This window comes from Teichococcus oryzae, assembly GCF_008386565.1.
Taxonomy (GTDB): domain Bacteria; phylum Pseudomonadota; class Alphaproteobacteria; order Acetobacterales; family Acetobacteraceae; genus Pseudoroseomonas; species Pseudoroseomonas oryzae.
The window spans coordinates 1-16,489 of record NZ_VUKA01000030.1 but is presented as its reverse complement, the minus strand read 5'-3'; the positions used below and the strand labels follow the sequence as shown (position 1 = coordinate 16,489).

The following is a 16,489-nucleotide window of genomic DNA, read 5'->3' as shown; positions in this document are numbered from 1 at the left end:
CGAAAGCGGCCTCGTAAACCAGGGCCAGCCGGGTCTTGGGCGTGCCGTCGGCATAATGCTCTCCGCTGGCCTCGGCCGCCATGGGCGAATCCGGGCCAAGCCCGAGCAGATGCGCCGCCTGCGCCGTCAGCCCCGCGGCATGCATGGTCTCCACCAGCAGCCGCGCCTCGGCCAGGCCCAGCAGGCGCTCCAGCTCCGCGTTGCGGCCACGCTGCTCGGCCAGTTCGGCCTGGAGGCCGGCGATCCGCTCGGCCGTGCTGTCGGCCAGCCGTTCCAGCGCCGCCAGGGGCGAATCGGGCGCTTCCAGGAGCTGAAGCAGCGCATCGGCGGAGGCAGGGGCGGGATGGGCGTTCACCTCGGACATGCGGAACCTCGCGGCGGGAAAGGCCCCGCCATAGCGCCGCCGCCGCAACAGGAAAACCCTGGCGCCCCTGGTCATCCCGCTCCGATCCGGCAAGGCTGGCGGCCACCGCCCGCCCCGGAGACCGTCCATGCCCCGCCGCGACACCCTGGCCACCGCATTCGCCGCCTTTGCCGCAGGCTGGAGCGTCATGGCGCTGGAGATGCTGGACGGACGGCTGATGGCGCCGGTGTTCGGCCAGACGATCTTCCAATGGGGCGCCATCATCGGGACCGCATTGTTCTTCATGTCGCTGGGCTACTGGGCCGGAGGGCGGCTGGGCGGCAGCCGCCATGCCCGTGGCGCGCTGCCTCTGCTGCTGGCGCTGGCGGCGTCCTGCGCGGCGCTGACGCCATGGCTCGGCCGCCCCATCACCGCCGTGGCGGAAGCGGTGCTAGGGCCGATCGCGGGCGCCATCGGTGCGTCGGGCCTGCTGATCGGCCCGCCGGCCTTCTGCCTCGCCGCCGTGTCTCCGCTTTGTGTGGCGCGGCTGGCGGAACGCGGCGGCGTCGCGCCGGCAGCCGGCGCCATCTCCGCCTGTCAGGCCCTGGGCAGCATCGGGGGAACCTTCTTCGCCGCCTTTTTCGCGGTGCCGGTCATGGGGCTGGTGGCGGGCTATGCCTCGGCCGCCGCCCTGGCGGCCCTGGCGGCGATGGCCACCGGCCTGGCCCCCTGGCACGCCGCCGCGACGCTGCTGCCGCTGCTGCCCGGCATGCTGGCGGAGCAGCAGCGGACCGCCCGCTTCGCCGCCTATGCCGAAACCCCCTACAACACGATCATGGTGGTGGAGGACGCGTCCGCGCGCTACCTGATCCTGAACTCGCCCATGGCGGTGCAGTCGATGCAGCGGCGCGACGGCAGCCCGCCCGGCTCCTACTGGGAATTGCTGGCGGGCACGCCGGCCCTGGCGGAAGGGCGCTCCGCCCTGTTCCTGGGCGTGGCCGGCGGCACGGCGGTTGCGGCCATGCAAAGCGCCTTTCCCGAACTGCGCGCGGAAGGCGTCGAGATCGATGCCGGCGTCACCGCCGTGGCGCGGCGCGATTTCGGTCTGGCCATTCCCGTGCGGCATGGCGATGCCCGCCACGCCCTCGGCGAGGAAGGGCCCGCCTACGATATCATCGTCAGCGATCTTTACGCCACGGCGCAGATGCCGCCGCATGTGGCGACGGTGGAGTTCTTCGCCGCCGCCGCCCGCCGCCTCGCGCCCGGGGGTGTGCTGGCGCTGAACGTGTTCAACACCGGCGATGCCGGCGGCATCGCCGGGCCATTGGCGGCAACGCTGCGGGCCGTGTTCCCTTCGGTGCTGGCGGCGCGATCGGACAGCGGCAACATCCTGCTGTTCGCGACGCGGGAAGGGCTGACCCGGGACGCCGCCCTGGCGCGGCTGGAGGCCGTGCCGCCATCGGCCGCTTCCGCCGCGCGCCGGCTGGCCGCCCGCATCGCGGATGCCACGCCGTTGATGGCGGACGCCACGCCCTTGACGGACAACCGCTCGGACATCGAATGGCGCAGTGCCCGGATGCTGGCCGCCTGGCGCGAACGCTTCCGCTGATCTGCAACTTTGCCCGCTCCCATCCCATAATCCGGAAGCCGGAGGAGATTACGCACATGCCACCCCGCATCACGACCCTGACCCTGAACCCCACCATCGATCTGGCCAGCGAGGCGGAAACGGTGCATCCGGTGCGCAAGATCCGTACCCGGGCGGAGCGGCAGGACCCCGGCGGCGGCGGCGTCAACGTGGCCCGCGTGGTGCGCGAACTGGGCGGGGACACCCTGGCTGTCATCCTGGCCGGCGGCGTGACGGGGCGCTTCCTGGAGCAGCTTCTCGATGAGGCGGGCGTGCCGCGCCACACCGTGCCGATCCAGGGCCGCACCCGCATCAGCCAGACGGTGCTGGAGCGCTCCACCGGGCTGGAATATCGCTTCGTGGCCGAGGGGCCGGAGGTTTCCGCGTCGGAATGGGGCGCTGCCCTGGAGGCCGTGCGGCATCTGGAGGATGGCTGGCTGGTGGCCAGCGGCAGCCTGCCGCTGGGCGTTCCGGCGGATTTCTATGCCCGGCTCGCGGCCCAGGTCACGGCGCGTGGCGTGCGCGTGGTGCTGGACACGTCCGGCGACGCGCTGCGCCTGGCGCTGGAGCAGGGTGGCCTGGAGATGGTGAAGCCCAGCCTGGGCGAGTTCGAGAAGGCGCTTGGCCGCAAGCTGCCCGACCACGCCGCGCAGGAGGCGGCGGCGATGGAAGTGGTGCGGAGCGGCAAGGTCCGGCTGCTGGCGGTGACGCTGGGAAGCGAAGGCGCGCTGCTGGCGCGCGCCGAAGGGCCGCTGCGCCTGCCCGCCCTGCCCGTCGAGGTGCGCGGCGCGGTTGGCGCCGGAGACAGCTTCGTCGCGGCCATGACCATGGCGCTGGCCGATGGCCGCAGCCCGGATGACGCCTTCGCCTGGGGCGTCGCGGCCGGCGCGGCCGCCGTGTCGCAGGCTGGCACGGCCCACCCCGCGCGGGAGGATGTGGCGAAACTGCGCGGAAAGGTCGCCATTCCGATGGGGCAGGCCGCATGATCCGACTGCTTGGCGATCTCGGCGGCACCCATGCGCGCTTCGCCCTGAGCGTGGATGGCGGCCCGCCGCAGGAGGAACGCAAGCTGCGGGTGGCGGAGCATGCCGGCGTGGCGGAGGCCGCGCGGATCTATCTCGAAGGCCGCGGGGTGGATGAGGCGGTGTTCGCCGTGGCCACGCCGGTGCAAGGGGACCGCATCGCCTTCACCAACAACCCGTGGCACTTCTCGATCCGCGAGACGGAGGCGGCGCTCGGCCTGCGCAGGCTGACGGTCATTAATGATTTCGTCGCCCAGGCGGCGAGCATCCCGGTTCTGCGCGAACAGGATCTGCGCCTGCTGAAGCCCGGACAGGCGCAGCCCGACCAGCCCAGCCTGGTGATCGGTCCCGGCACGGGCCTTGGCGTCGCCTTCATCCAGCCGGAGCCGGGTGGCCCCCGCATCCTGCCCAGCGAGGGCGGGCACATGTCCTTCGCGCCGCAGGACGCGCTGCAGGCCGAGATCCTGGCCGAGTTGCGGGCGAGGCACGGCCATGTCTCCGCGGAGCGGCTGGTGTCGGGCCCCGGATTGCTGGCCCTGGGGCGCTTCCTGGCCGGGCGCCATGGCTCCTCCTGGCCCTGCAACCGGCCCGAGGATGTGTCGGAGGGTGCGCGTAACGGCGAACCCGCCTGCGTCGAGGCGGTGCGGCTGTTCTGTTCCCTTCTCGGCGCCGCCGCCGGCAATCTCGCCCTGGCGCTGCTGACCGGAGGCGGCGTGTACGTGATGGGCGGGCTTTGCCGCAATCTCGGCCCGCTGCTGGACGTGCCGGCGCTGACCGGTGCCTTCCAGGCCAAGGGTCGTTTCGAGGACGTGCTGCGGCCGATCCCCATCATCCAGGTGGTGCGTCCCCATGCCGGCCTGATCGGCGCCGCGGCCTTCCGGACCGGCCTGGCTTGACGCGCGGCCCCGCCAGGGGGGATCTGGCGGCAGGGCAGACGCAGTGGAGGCGAGGCATGGCGGATCCGGTTCTGGTCGAGGTGATGCGCGGCGGCCAGGTGGAATCCCGCCATGGTGGCGCTTTCGCGGTGGTGGACGCGGCCGGCGGCGTTGTGCTGTCCGCAGGCGACATCGACCGGCCGATCTTTCCCCGCTCCGCCGTCAAGGTCATCCAGGCGCTGCCGCTGGTGGAAAGCGGCGCGGCCGACCGCTTCGGCCTCGACGCCGAGGCGCTGGCCCTGGCCTGCGCCTCGCATGGCGGGGAGCCGCGCCATGTGGCGGTGGCCGGGCGCATGCTGCGCGCCGCCGGGCGCGACAGCGGCTGCCTGGAATGCGGCAGCCACTGGCCAAGCCATGCCGAAGCCGCCCGCGCCCTGGCCGCCGCCGGCTCGGAGCCATCGCCTTTGCACAACAACTGCTCCGGCAAGCATGCCGGATTTGTTTGCCTCGCCTGCGGCATGGATGCCGATCCGCGCGGCTATGTGCAGCCCGGCCACCTGGTGCAGCGCGAGGTGAAGGCGGCGCTGGAAAGCATCACCGGCCATGCGTTGGCGGATGGCAGCCATGGCATCGATGGCTGCTCCATCCCCACCTACGCCATTCCGTTGCGTGCGCTGGCCCTCGGCTTCTCCCGCATCGGCACCGGCCGCGGCCTGGCGCCCCTTCGCGCCTCGGCCGCCCGCCGCCTGCGTCAGGCCGTGGCGGCACATCCCTTTCTGGTGGCCGGCACCGGCCGCTTCGACACGGTGGTGATGCAGGCGCTGGGGGAGCGTGTCTTCGTCAAGGTCGGCGCCGAGGGCGTGTTCTGCGCCGCGCTGCCGGAACTGGGGTTCGGCATCGCCCTGAAGTGCGGGGACGGCGCCACGCGGGCGGCGGAGATCGCCATGGCCGCCCTGCTGCTGCGCCTGCTGCCGCCGGAGGAAGCGATCGCCACGGCCCTGGCGCCGCTGGCCGCGCCCGTGCTGCGCAACTGGAACAACCTGGAAGTTGGCGCGCTGCGGCCGGCGGGTCCGCTGGCGGCCTGACGCAAGCCCGGTCATCATGCGTGCGGCTCATGAGCGAGGCCGGAGGATCGCAGGGCTTCGGTCAAGATTTCCCGTGATTTTTCCGGACCCCACCCCTATATAGCGGGCACGACGCAATCGCACGTGCCCCAGGTCCGCTCAGCGGCAAGCAACGACGTAACGCGTCCTTTTTGGTCGAGCCGGCCCTCATGGGCCGGCGTCCTGAAGGGAGCCCGATATGTCCGCACCCAGCACCGTGGCGATGCACAGTTCCGCCAGCATCGCCTGAGCCTTTCCACCGCGCTTCCGCCGGCCGAAAGGCCCCACGCCGCGCCTCCAGGCGCTCCGTCCTCCTGCGATGTTGCGAGTTCAGCCCTTGTCCCAGTTCCGCTCCCGCGGCGCCGTGGCGCCGCTCCACCGCCGCCCTGCCGCCGATTCCGTCCTGCTGCCGCGGGTGGATGATGTTGTGGCGGCCGACCGCCCGGCCGAGCCGATGCATTGCCTTCGCCCTGCGACGCTGGCCGCCGCCGCGCGCCGCTTCGTGGGCAGCTTCCCCGGGGATGTGCTGTATGCCGTGAAGTGCAATCCGGAGCCGTCCGTGCTGCGCGCGCTCTGGGCCGGCGGGGTGCGCCATTTCGATTGCGCCTCGGCGGGCGAGGTGCGGCTGGTGCGGCAGATGTTCCCCGAGGCACAGATCCACTTCATGCACCCGGTGAAGTCGCGGGCCGCCATTGCCGAGGCCTATGGTCGCCATGGCGTGCGCGACTTCGTGCTCGACAGCGCCGAGGAGCTGGAAAAGATCCTCCAGGAAACGGGGCACGCCGCCGATCTTGGCCTGTTCGTCCGCCTCGCCATGCCGAAGGGGGCGGCGGTGTACGACCTGTCCGGCAAGTTCGGCGCCGACCCGGCGGAGGCCGCGGCCTTGCTGCGTGCCGCGCGGCGCCATGCGGCGCAGCTTGGCCTGTGCTTCCATGTCGGCTCGCAATGCCTGGATCCCGGCGCCTATTCCCGCGCCCTGGACCTGGCGGGCGAGACGATCCGGGCGGCCGGCGTGGCGGTCGATGTGGTCGATGTGGGCGGCGGCTTCCCCGTCTCCTACCCGGACGTGACGCCGCCGCCGCTGGGCGACTACTTCACGGCCATCCGGGAAGGCTTCGCGAAGCTGTGCCTGCCGGACACGCGGCTCTGGGCCGAGCCGGGCCGCGCCCTGGTCGCGGGCGGCGCCTCGGTGGTGGTGCAGGTGGAGATGCGGCGCGGCGACGCGCTGTATGTGAATGACGGCGTTTATGGCAGCCTGTCGGATGCCGGCGCGCCGGGCTTCCGCTTTCCCGTGCGGCTGATCCGGCCGGGCCGGCCGGCGCCCAGCGGCACCACCCTGCCCTTCCGCTTCTTCGGGCCGAGCTGCGACAGCGCCGACCACATGCAGGGCCCGTTCCTGCTGCCCGATGATGTGCGGGAAGGCGACTGGATCGAGATCGGCCAGCTCGGCGCCTATGGCGGCTGCCTGCGCACGGCGTTCAACGGCTTCGACCGCGTGCTGCTGGCCGAGGTGCGGGACGCCCCGCTGCTGGAAACCCCGGGTCACGCGGAGGAAGTGGCCGCCGCCTGACCGGCGGCCGGCCTTTTCTCCGTGCCGCGCGGAGGGTGGGGCCTGCCTCTTTCCTGGATGCCGTTTCCGATCGGGGCGGCACCTTTCGGAAGCAGGCAGGCTGCCCCCGCCGCGCGGAGGCCGGCGCGCCCGGTTGTTCCCGACCCCCTGTCAGGGAGCAGCCTCGCGTTTCAGCCGGCGGACCGCGCCGCGACCATCGCCAGGTATTCCCAGGCGATGGTCGCGGCGGCCAGGGCGGTAATCTCGGCCGTGTCGAAGGCCGGGGCCACCTCCACGATGTCCATGCCACGGAAATCAATCCCATCCAGGCGGCGCAGGATGGCCTGGGCCTGCCAGGAGGCCAGGCCGCCGATCTCGGGCGTGCCGGTGCCGGGGGCGAAGGCCGGGTCCAGCGCGTCGATGTCGAAGGACAGATAGGCGGGCCTGTCGCCGATCACGGCATGGATGCGCCGCGAGACGGCCTCGATGCCCATCGCCTGCACCTCCTGGCCGCTCAGCACCGTCACGCCCTGGGCGAGCGTCCAGTCCCAGACGTCCCGCTGCACGGGGGAGCGGATGCCGACCTGGATCATTCGCCGCGCATCCACCACGCCCTCGCGGATGGCGTGGAAGAACACCGAGCCATGACCATAGACCTGCCCGAAATTGTCGGCCCAGGTGTCCACATGCGCGTCGAAATGCACCAGGGCCAGCGGCGCGCCGAGCCGCTTCGAAAGGGCGCGCAGCAATGGCAGCGTGATGCCGTGCTCTCCCCCCAGGGCCACCAGATGCGGGATGGCGGCAGCCTGCCGCTCGATCAGCGCCAGACTGCCCTCGATGTCGCCAAGCGCGATGCGGAAATCCCCCGCATCGACGAGCGGCCAATCCTGCGGGTCGGTCCAGCGGGTCGGGTGGGCGCCATCCACCAGCATCCGGCTTGCCTGACGGATCGCCGTCGGGCCGGAGCGCGCCCCGGCGCGGTTGGTGGTTCCGATATCCAGCGGGATGCCCGCCACGGTGAAAGCGGCAGGCGCGGCATCCGGTGCCTGCCAGGGGGCGCCGAGAAAGGAAGGCGCGGTCGCGAAGGTGGGCACGAGGGACATGCCAGGACTCCGTCAGGCTGCGGGAGCCGACCTTGTCACGCCTCCGCGCGCCTTGCGCAACCGCGCCGCGGGATCAGGCCATGGTGCCGCGGCCGGGGCGGCCCGGCACGGGAACGGCCGCCGCCGCGGCCGGCGCCGCCAGCACCTTGTCGATGCGGCGGCCGTCGAGATCCATCACCTCGAACCGCCAGCCGAGGATATTGCGCGCCTCCCCCACCGAGGGGATGCGGCCGAAGGCCGCCAGCAGGAAGCCGGCCACCGTGTGGAAGGACCGGTTTTCCGGCAGCCGGATGCGCAGCCGGTCGGCCATCTCATCCGCCGGCAGCCAGCCGGGCAGCAGCCAGGTGCCGTCGTCGCGCTCCACGGCGCCGGGCTCATTGGCATCCTCATTGGCGCGGAAGCTGCCGGTGATCGCCTCCAGCAGATCCGCCGGGGTCACGATGCCCTCGAAATGGCCATATTCATCATGCACCAGCGCCACTGGAACCTCGGCCTGCCGCAGCACGTCCAGGGCATCCAGGGCGTCGGCGGCATCGGGAATCACCGGAGCCGGGCGCGTCGCGGCGCGCACATCGAAGGCCTGGCCCGCCAGATAGGCCGCCAGCAGTTCGCGCGTCTGCACCACGCCGATCAGCGCGTCCACCGTGCCCTCGCCCACCGCCAGGCGGGAATGCTGGGTGCGCATCAGCAGGGCGCGAGTTTCCTCCTCCGGCGCCAGGAGATCGATCCAGTGGACATCGCTGCGCGGCGTCATGATGCCGCGCACCGGCCGGTCGCCCAGGCGCAGCACGCCGGTGATCATCTCGCGCTCGGTTTCCTCGATAGCGCCGGACTGCTCGGCCTCGGCCACCAGGGAATGGACGTCATCCTCGGTCACCCGCTCCTCCGAGGCGCCGCCCTGCCCCAGCAGGCGGAAGATGGCGGTGGTGGAGGTGTCCAGCAGCCACACGGCCGGGGCCGCGATGCGCGACACCAGCCGCATCAGCGGCGCCATCAGGCATGCCAGCCCTTCGGGGTTGCGCAGCGCCAGCCGCTTCGGGACCAGCTCACCCACGACGATGGACAGATAGGTGACCACCGCCACAACGGCGCCGAAGCCCAGCGGGTTGGCGATGTTGGCCGGCATGCCGGCCTTCAGCAACGTGGCGGACAGCATGCCGCCCAGCGCCGAGCCGGAAAAGGCGCCTGCCAGCACACCGACCAGGGTGATGCCGATCTGCACCGTGGACAGGAAGCGGCCCGGGTCCTCGGCCAGCTTCAGCGCGGCGGCGGCACCGGGCCGGCCTTCGGCGGCCATGGCCCGCAGGCGGGGACGCCTGGCAGACACCACCGCCAGCTCGGACAAGGAAAACACTCCATTGATGACGACAAGGAGCAGAACGACCGCGATCTCGAACATGCGGCTGATGCTAAGGCATGTCCGTCCCGGGAAGAATGGGGGTTGCCGCAGAATCCTGTCCCCGCCGTGGTCACGGGATTGGCAGGGCGGTCACCTCGGCCGAGATGCCGGCCTCGGCCGTGCCCAGCACCGTCAATGCGTCAGCCTCTGGCACCACTTGCCGCAATTGCAGCCGCGGTTCCGTCAGCGTGACCCGCAGGCCCCCGGTGAATTCAGGATCGGACAGGCGGCGTCCCAGCTCCGCCAATCCGTTCTGCATCACGTCCCGCAGGTCATAGACTGCGAGGTCCGACAGGGCAGCGCGGATCTGCGGCTCCAGCACCAGGGTGGCCAGCGACCACAGGGCGCTGTCGAGGTCGCGCGTGAACCGCAGATCCTCCAGCCGGATGCGGGTTCCGCCCTGGTCCAGCGCCGGCCGGGCAGAGATCACCACCCTGCCCGTGGTGTCCGGCAGCAGGCCCGGCAGGTCGGCGCTGAAGGTGACGGCGAGGGCGATGGCGGGGTTGCTCGGGTAGATGAACAGGTCGCGCAGGCGCAGTGTCACCGTGCCGATCCGGGTTTCGAATGGCAGGTCCTTGTTGCCGAACTCGGCCATCAGCCAGTCCCGGATCATGTCATAGCCGGCGCGCACCGGCACCGACAGGCGCAGCCTGCCGCCCCGGTCGGCCCGGTCCGGCAATTGGCGAAGCGGCGGCAGAAAGCCCGGCTGCGCCTTCTTCGGGGGTTCGGAGGACACGGTGGTGCGCGCCCGCAGCGCCAGGACGATGCGGATCGCGTCTTGCTCCACCGCCATTTCGGACAGGCCGACGGCCTGCGGCTCGATCCCGATATGCAGGGGCGGCGCCGCCGGCAGCTGCACCTTGATCGATTGCGGTTGCCACAGCTCCAGCGCCGCTTCCCGCACCTTGCCGCAGGGGATGATGGTGCGCAGCTGGGCCGGCAGGGTAGCCAGCGCCTCGGAGATCGGCCCCCTCACCTGATCCTCGACATTCAGCCAGACGCCGCCCAGCAATTCGATGCGGGGGGAACGGGTCCAGCGATAGCTCACCGCCACTTCGACGGCGGGGCACCAGCCCTCATCCAGTGAAAGCCGGAGATCCGCCGAAACCTCGGCCGCGGCATCGATGTTCTTCTCGCCGAGCGACAGCATCCGCGCCAGCCCGCCGCTCAGCCCGGCGGTGCCGTTCACGGCCAGCGGCACCGTGGCCCGAAGGCGCCCGTCAACCTCGGAAAGAACGAAGCCGCCGGTACGCCGCGCCGTCAGCTCATAGCGGGTGCCGCCGCCCTCGCCCGCCTGGCGGATCTCGGCCGGCAGCGCCTGCTCCGCGGCGCGGCGCAACAGCTCGAAGGGCAGGCTGAAGCGCAGCGCGGCGAGGCTTTCCTGTGCCGGCAGCTCCAGCGTCGTGGAACGGCGCGGCGGGTCTCCCGTCAGCAGCAGGTCACGGTTCTGCAACCAGACGTAAGCCCCGGCCACCCCCGCCACAACAAGTGCCGGCAGCACCAGCAGGGTGAACCAGCGGCGGCGCGATCTGCCCATCCATCTCCTCATCCCGCCAGCATAACGCCGCAAAGGAGCCGCGAAATCACGCCCTTGTCCCGCGGGACCGCCCGCGCCGCCTACTTGGTGCCGTAGAGCCGGTCTCCGGCATCGCCAAGGCCGGGGCGGATATAGGCGTGGTCATCCAGCTCGCGGTCCACTGCGCAGGTGAACACCGGCACCTCGGGATGCGCCCGCGTCAGCACCGACACCCCTTCCGGCGCGGCGAGAAGGCAGGCAAAGCGGAGCTGCTCGGCGCCCGCCTGCTTCAGCCGGGACAGGGCGGCGGCCGCGGAATGGCCCGTGGCCAGCATCGGATCGACCACGATCACAAGGCGCTCGGCCACGTCTTCCGGCAGCTTCAGGTAGTATTCCACCGGCACCAGCGTTTCCGGATCGCGGTACAGGCCGATATGGCCGACGCGGGCGGAGGGCACGAGGTCCAGCATGCCTTCCAGGATGCCGTCCCCTGCGCGCAGGATGGAAACGATGCACAGCTTCTTGCCCGACAGGATCGGTGCCTGCATGGATTCCAGCGGCGTCTCGATCTCCGTCATCTGCAGCGGCAGGTCGCGCGTCAGCTCATAGGCCATCAACAGGCTGATCTCGCGCGCCAGGCGGCGGAACTCGCCGGTCGAGGTCGCCTTCTGCCGCAGCAATGTCAGCTTGTGCTGCACCAGGGGGTGGCGGATGAGGGTGACGCTGTCGGGCAACGGCATCTCGGTCATGGTCAAGGCTTCTCCATCAAAACACGGTGCCATCGCTGGCCACTTGCAGGGGCGGCCCGCCATCAGGCCGCATCTCACGCGCGACGCGCCGCCCGGCCGCCCAGCTGCCACCCTCCAGCACGCGGGCAAGCGGCAAGGCATCGGCATCCAGTTCCAGCCGCGCGCGCACGCCATCCGCCAGGCGGTCCAGCAAGGCAACGGTGAGGGCACGCCATTCCACAACCGCCGCATGCCCGACCGGCAGGGTTGTGGTGGCCAGGGCCCGATCGCGCAAGCGCAGCACGCCAAGATCCAGGAACAGGCCGCCATTGCGGTATTCCGGCAGGCCTGTCAGTTCGTCCAGCGCGAGCACGGGAATGCCCGCCTCCTCCAGCACCTCGGCCAGGGAATAGCTCAGCCACTGGGAAAGCTTGTGGAACGGCACCAGGCCAGGGGCTGGGCCTTCCGGCGCCGCCAGCGGATGGCGCCAGACATCACCCAGGTTTTCGCCATCCAGCATCAGCCGCGCGGGCCAGATCGGCGCCAGCCCGGTCAACACCGCGTCCAGGATCACCGCAGCCGGCAGGCCCCAAGGCGTGGCCTGCGCCCGCAAATGGCCAAACAGCCCGCCGGGCCGCGGTGGCTGGGTGCCAAACAGGGCGGGCGCGGACCGCAGGGCGGCGCCGAGGTTGCGCAACAGGGCGGCCCGCCCTTCCAGCCCGGTCAGCGGGTTCCCGGGGCCGACCTGGAAGGCCTCACCCAGGGCGGCGGCGGTCAGTGCTTCAAGCCCGTCGGCATCGACGCGCAGCGGATCGTCCGGGGCGGAGGAAAACAGCCCCGCCGCAAAGGCGTGCAGGCTGGCCACACCCAGCCCTTCCGAGCGGCCGAGGCGCGTGCCATCCGGCTCGTGGAAGAACCAATCCGGTCCGGCGCCGGCGTCAAGCAGCACGGACACCACGCACAGATCGATGCGCCGCCGCGCCAGCGCCGCCGCATCCTCCCCTTCGAGCCGCCGCGCCACGGCATTCCAGCGATCCACCCCGCCCACGGCGAAGTGCCGCCAGCGCGCGTGGTAGGGGATGCGCAGATCCGGATAGTTCCGCCGGATGGTGTCGGTGACGTAATCGGCGGCCGCCGGCATCCGCCCCGGATCGAAACGGAAGAAGGGCAGGCGATCGGCTTCGGCGAGGCGCAGCAGGCCATGGCAGCGCGAGCGGATGGTGCCTGGCCGGCGCAGCAGCGCGACCGCCTCCGACGTCAAAGCCCCCGGCCCTTCGCAATGGCCAGCTCCGCCGCGTCGGGCACCGCATCGGTGAAGTAGCCGGCGGCCTTCTTCGCGTCCATCTCGACCCGGGCATCGGCCGGGATCAGCGCATCGGGGATCGGGATGCGCGACACCACGGCGATGCCGCTTTCGGTGATCGGCGCGAACTTCATGTTGCTCATCGACACCAGCCGGTCGATGCGGGTGATGCCAAGCCAGTGCAGCACATCCGGCATCAGCTCCTGGAAACGCATGTCCTGCACGCCGGCGACGCATTCGGTGCGCCGGAAATACTGCTCCGCGCGGTCGCCGCCTTCCTGCCGCTTGCGCGCATTGTAGACCAGGAACTTGGTCACCTCGCCCAGCGCGCGGCCTTCCTTGCGGTTGTAGACCACGACGCCGACGCCGCCTTCCTGTGCCATGCCGATGCAGGCCTCGATGCCATGGGCGAGATAAGGCCGGCAGGTGCAGATGTCGGAGCCGAACACGTCGGAGCCGTTGCATTCGTCATGGATGCGGCAGGCGATCCGCGTTTGCGGCACGCCCAGCTTCGCCGGATCACCGAACAGATACACCGTCATGCCGCCGATCGGCGGCAGGAACACGCGCAGATCGGGCCGCGTCACCAGCTCGGGAAACATGCCGCCGGTCTGCTCGAACAGGTCGCGGCGCAGCTCGGTCTCGCCGATGCCGAAGCGGGCGGCGACGCCGGGCAGGTACCAGACCGGCTCGATGGCGATCTTGGTGACGCAGGCATCGCCATTCTCCAGCAGGACCTCCCCGTCCGGCGCCAGCCGGCCCTCGCGCATGGCCTGCATCAGTTCCGGCATGTTGATATGCGCGCGGGTGACGGCGATGCTCGGGCGGATGTCCCGCCCGGCGGCGATGGCATCGGCGAACATCTCGGGCGCCAGATGGCCCCACGGGTCCATGGAAACGATCTTCGCCGGATCGCTCCAGGCGGGAAACGGGCCGATGGGCACGGCGGGCCGCGTGTTGCGGAAATCCGGCCGGTGGTCGGCCCGCAATTGCCCCGAGGCCACGGCGAGCGCCCGGTACAGCGCATAGGAACCGGCATGGGTGCCGATGGCGTTGCGGGCCGAGGGATCGCCCAGCGTGGCGACCACCGGGCCACGCTGGCGTGCATCGGCGGCGCCCCAATCGAGGGCCGGCATGTCGGCGGCGCGACGCCGCGGGTGGGAGGTCAGGATGATGGGCTTCGGCACAGGGCCCTTGCCGTCGCGCAATCGGTTCAAACCGGTCATTCGTCGCGGCTCCGCCTCGGATGGCCGTGCCTTGGAGGCGCGGCCAAGTCACGCTAGGAGAAGTCTGACCAAACGGTCAAGAATCATGTTCCGGGCTCGCAAGCCTGTGTGGAAGGCCGGTGGAGGGCTCATGCCACAGGAAAACGGAAAGCCGGCCGGGGCGCGTGCCCGGCAGCGGCAGCAGCGCATTGGCCAGATCCTGGCGGCCGCGGAGCAGGTCTTCGCTGAGGCCGGCTTCGGAGGCGCCAGCATGTCCGCGCTCGCCGCCGCGGCCGGATTGCCCAAGGCCAATCTCCATTATTACTTCGGCACCAAGGAAGCGCTGTACCGGGCCCTGCTGGACAGCATCCTCGATCTCTGGCTGTCGGCCACGGACAGCATCCAGCCGGATGCCGATCCGGCCGCCGCGCTGGAAAGCTACGTCCGGACCAAGATGCTGTGGTCCCGCACCCGGCCCCATGCCTCGAAGGTGTTCGCCAATGAGGTGCTGCACGGGGCCACGCATCTGCGCAGCTACATGGCCGGCCCGCTGCGCGCGCTGGTGCGGGAAAAATCGCGCGTGCTGGAGGGCTGGATCGCGGCGGGCCGCATGCAGCCGGTCGATCCGCCCCACCTGTTCTTCGCCATCTGGGCCATGACCCAGACCTATGCGGATTTCTCTGCGCAGATCGCCGCCGTGCTGGAGCGGCCGGAACTGACACCGGAGGATCATGCCACCGGAACGCAAACCGTTCTGCAACTGGTTCTGAGGGGTTGCGGCCTCGCTTGCCCGGCGGGGCCCCAGGCTGTTCCCGAAGCGTAGCCGCTCCCGAAGCGTAGCCGCGCGGCTCCGCGGCGACGGTGCTGGTGGCGCTAGGTCATGCCCCGCGCGGCGGGGAAGCGGAATGCCTGCCCAAATTGCGAGCCGGAGGATAGGCTGCCGCCTTGCTGCCCGTATCGGCTGGAACCCGCCGGACCGGCCCGCCGGCGCGGGCGCCATTCCCGAAGGCGTTGCAACTGTGGCGCTTTGGGTCGATTGCAGCAGGCAAGCCACGTTCTGGAGGATAGGCCATGCGCCTGGGAAATCGGGAAAGCCGCAATGTCGAGGATCGCCGCGGCATGGGGCGGATGGGCGGGCGTGGCGGCGGCATCGCCGTGGGCGGGCTGGGTGGCGTGGCCATCCTGCTGCTTTGCCTGTTCCTGGGTGTCGATCCCTCGCTGATCCTGGGCGATGGCAGCGGCCCGGCGCCGCAACAGCAGCAGCAAACCCAGCAGAATGGCGCCCCGCCGGCGCAGGATGCCGGGCGCCGCTTCGTGGCGCAGGTGCTGGGCGACACCGAGCAGGTCTGGAACGCCGAGTTCCAGAAGCTCGGCCGCCAGTACCAGGAACCGGCGCTGGTGCTGTTCACCGGGGCCACCTCCTCCGGCTGCGGCGCGGCGGAATCCCAGGTTGGGCCGTTCTATTGCCCGGCCGACCAGCGCGTCTATATCGATCTCGACTTCATGGCGCAGTTGCAGCAGCGCCTGGGCGCCAATGGCGACTTCGCCGCCGCCTACATCATCGCGCATGAGGTGGGACACCATGTGCAGAACCAGCTGGGCATCCTCGACCTGACGCGCCGGCTGCAGCAGCAGGCGCAGGACCAGGCGGAGGCCAACGGCATCCAGGTGCGCGTCGAGCTGCAGGCGGATTGCCTGGCCGGATTGTGGGCCCGCCAGGCGCAGGATGCGCGCAACATCCTGGAACGGGGCGATGTGGAGGAAGGGCTGAACGCCGCCGCCGCGGTTGGCGACGACCGGCTGCAGCGGCGCGCCCAGGGCCGGGTCCAGCCGGAAAGCTTCACCCATGGCTCCTCGGAGGATCGGATGCGCTGGTTCCGCACCGGCCTGGACCGGGGCGAGCTGGCGGCCTGCGACACCTTTGCCGGGCTGCGCTGAACAGCGTCCGGCGGCGCTGCCCACGCCGCCGGCATTGGCTATACTGCCGGCATGAACGTCGCCGCTTCATCGAAAGCGCTGCCCCTGGTCCTCAGCATGGGGGAACCCGCGGGCATTGGCGGGGAGATCGCGGCCAAGGCCTGGAAGCTGCTGCGGCAGGATGGCCCGGCCTTTCTGTTCCTCGGCGACCCGGCGCTGCTGGGCGGCCAGCCCTGGCGGGCTGTATCCGGTCCCGAACAGGCCGCGTCGGTGTTCCGGGATGCCGTGCCCGTGCTGCCGCTGATCCTGCCGGTGCCGGCGGAACCCGGCCGACCGGATGTGCGCAACGCACCGGCGGTGATCGCCGCCATCGAGCAGGGCGTGGCGCTGTGCCGCGACGGGCGGGCGGCCGCCCTTGTCACCAACCCTATCCAGAAGGCGACGCTGACGGCCGCCGGCTTCCGGCACCCCGGCCATACCGAATTCCTGGCCGAGCTGGCGCCCGGCGGCGGGCCGCCGGTGATGCTGCTGGCCGCTTCCGGGCTGCGCAGCGTGCCGGTGACCATCCATTGCTCGCTGCGCCAGGCGCTGGAACGGCTGAACACCGGGCTGATCCTGCGCATCGCCCGCGCCACGGCCGCGGGGCTGCGGCAGGATTTCGGCATCGACCGGCCGCGCCTCGCCCTGGCCGGGCTGAACCCGCATGCGGGGGAGAATGGCACCATGGGCACCGAGGAGCGTGACATCATTGCTCCGGCCATCGCCGCTCTCCGCCAGGAAGGCATCGATGCCCGCGGCC

The 16,489-nt window shown here is 71.1% G+C and carries 15 protein-coding genes; 8 read left to right on the top strand and 7 right to left on the bottom strand.

What is annotated here, in order from left to right; translation table 11 throughout:
* Nucleotides 1–439: hypothetical protein (locus F0Q34_RS20370; RefSeq protein ID WP_149814221.1), on the bottom strand; the 439-nt coding region annotated here is incomplete at its 3' end.
* Nucleotides 440–491: 52 nt separating this feature from the next.
* Here F0Q34_RS20370 and F0Q34_RS20365 point away from each other — a divergent pair.
* From F0Q34_RS20365 to F0Q34_RS20345, 5 genes are all read left to right on the top strand, one after another.
* On the top strand, nucleotides 492–1,952 hold the full coding sequence (locus F0Q34_RS20365; RefSeq protein WP_149814220.1) for a fused MFS/spermidine synthase: 1,461 nt from the start codon (nucleotides 492–494) through the stop codon (nucleotides 1,950–1,952).
* Between the two features lie 56 nt (nucleotides 1,953–2,008).
* Nucleotides 2,009–2,956, top strand: coding sequence for a 1-phosphofructokinase family hexose kinase (locus F0Q34_RS20360; RefSeq protein WP_149814219.1), 948 nt, complete (start codon nucleotides 2,009–2,011; stop codon nucleotides 2,954–2,956).
* Nucleotides 2,953–3,888, top strand: a complete 936-nt coding sequence (gene glk, locus F0Q34_RS20355; protein WP_149814218.1) for a glucokinase — start codon at nucleotides 2,953–2,955, stop codon at nucleotides 3,886–3,888. Before F0Q34_RS20360 ends, glk begins: the two co-directional genes overlap by 4 nt.
* Nucleotides 3,889–3,944: 56 nt before the next feature.
* Complete coding sequence (locus tag F0Q34_RS20350) at nucleotides 3,945–4,952, top strand: asparaginase (RefSeq protein WP_149814217.1); 1,008 nt, start codon at nucleotides 3,945–3,947, stop codon at nucleotides 4,950–4,952.
* 355 nt (nucleotides 4,953–5,307) lie between these two features.
* Nucleotides 5,308–6,540 carry a type III PLP-dependent enzyme domain-containing protein gene (locus F0Q34_RS20345; protein WP_241665605.1) on the top strand — a complete coding sequence of 411 codons (1,233 nt, stop codon included), beginning with the start codon at nucleotides 5,308–5,310 and terminating at the stop codon, nucleotides 6,538–6,540.
* Nucleotides 6,541–6,710: 170 nt separating this feature from the next.
* Here the strand turns inward: F0Q34_RS20345 and speB are convergent, their stop codons facing one another.
* From speB to F0Q34_RS20315, 6 genes are all read right to left on the bottom strand, one after another.
* On the bottom strand, nucleotides 6,711–7,622 hold the full coding sequence (gene speB, locus F0Q34_RS20340; RefSeq protein WP_149814213.1) for an agmatinase: 912 nt from the start codon (nucleotides 7,620–7,622) through the stop codon (nucleotides 6,711–6,713).
* 73 nt (nucleotides 7,623–7,695) lie between these two features.
* Nucleotides 7,696–9,021: a hemolysin family protein gene (locus tag F0Q34_RS20335; RefSeq protein ID WP_149814211.1), complete on the bottom strand. Its 1,326-nt coding sequence runs from the start codon at nucleotides 9,019–9,021 to the stop codon at nucleotides 7,696–7,698.
* 70 nt (nucleotides 9,022–9,091) lie between these two features.
* Nucleotides 9,092–10,558 (bottom strand): DUF4403 family protein, encoded by a 1,467-nt coding sequence (locus F0Q34_RS20330; protein WP_241665604.1) that lies wholly within the window; start codon nucleotides 10,556–10,558, stop codon nucleotides 9,092–9,094.
* An 80-nt stretch (nucleotides 10,559–10,638) separates the two neighbouring features.
* Nucleotides 10,639–11,286 carry a uracil phosphoribosyltransferase gene (upp, locus tag F0Q34_RS20325; protein ID WP_149814207.1) on the bottom strand — a complete coding sequence of 216 codons (648 nt, stop codon included), beginning with the start codon at nucleotides 11,284–11,286 and terminating at the stop codon, nucleotides 10,639–10,641.
* A 16-nt stretch (nucleotides 11,287–11,302) separates the two neighbouring features.
* Entirely contained in the window at nucleotides 11,303–12,526 is a 1,224-nt protein-coding gene (locus F0Q34_RS20320; RefSeq protein WP_149814205.1) for a URC4/urg3 family protein, read from the bottom strand.
* A complete protein-coding gene (locus F0Q34_RS20315) occupies nucleotides 12,523–13,794 on the bottom strand; it encodes a GTP cyclohydrolase II (protein WP_206668108.1) in 1,272 nt (423 codons plus the stop codon). The genes F0Q34_RS20320 and F0Q34_RS20315 overlap by 4 nt, the downstream gene beginning before the upstream one ends.
* A 130-nt stretch (nucleotides 13,795–13,924) precedes the next feature.
* On the opposite strand from F0Q34_RS20315, the gene F0Q34_RS20310 reads away from it, so the two are divergent.
* From F0Q34_RS20310 to F0Q34_RS20300, 3 genes are all read left to right on the top strand, one after another.
* Complete coding sequence (locus tag F0Q34_RS20310) at nucleotides 13,925–14,596, top strand: TetR family transcriptional regulator C-terminal domain-containing protein (RefSeq protein ID WP_149814203.1); 672 nt, start codon at nucleotides 13,925–13,927, stop codon at nucleotides 14,594–14,596.
* A 248-nt stretch (nucleotides 14,597–14,844) separates the two neighbouring features.
* Complete coding sequence (gene ypfJ, locus F0Q34_RS20305; protein WP_149814201.1) at nucleotides 14,845–15,711, top strand: KPN_02809 family neutral zinc metallopeptidase; 867 nt, start codon at nucleotides 14,845–14,847, stop codon at nucleotides 15,709–15,711.
* Between the two features lie 96 nt (nucleotides 15,712–15,807).
* Nucleotides 15,808–16,489, top strand: a 682-nt coding sequence (locus F0Q34_RS20300) for a 4-hydroxythreonine-4-phosphate dehydrogenase PdxA (RefSeq protein WP_241665603.1), incomplete at its 3' end; no start/stop codon positions are given.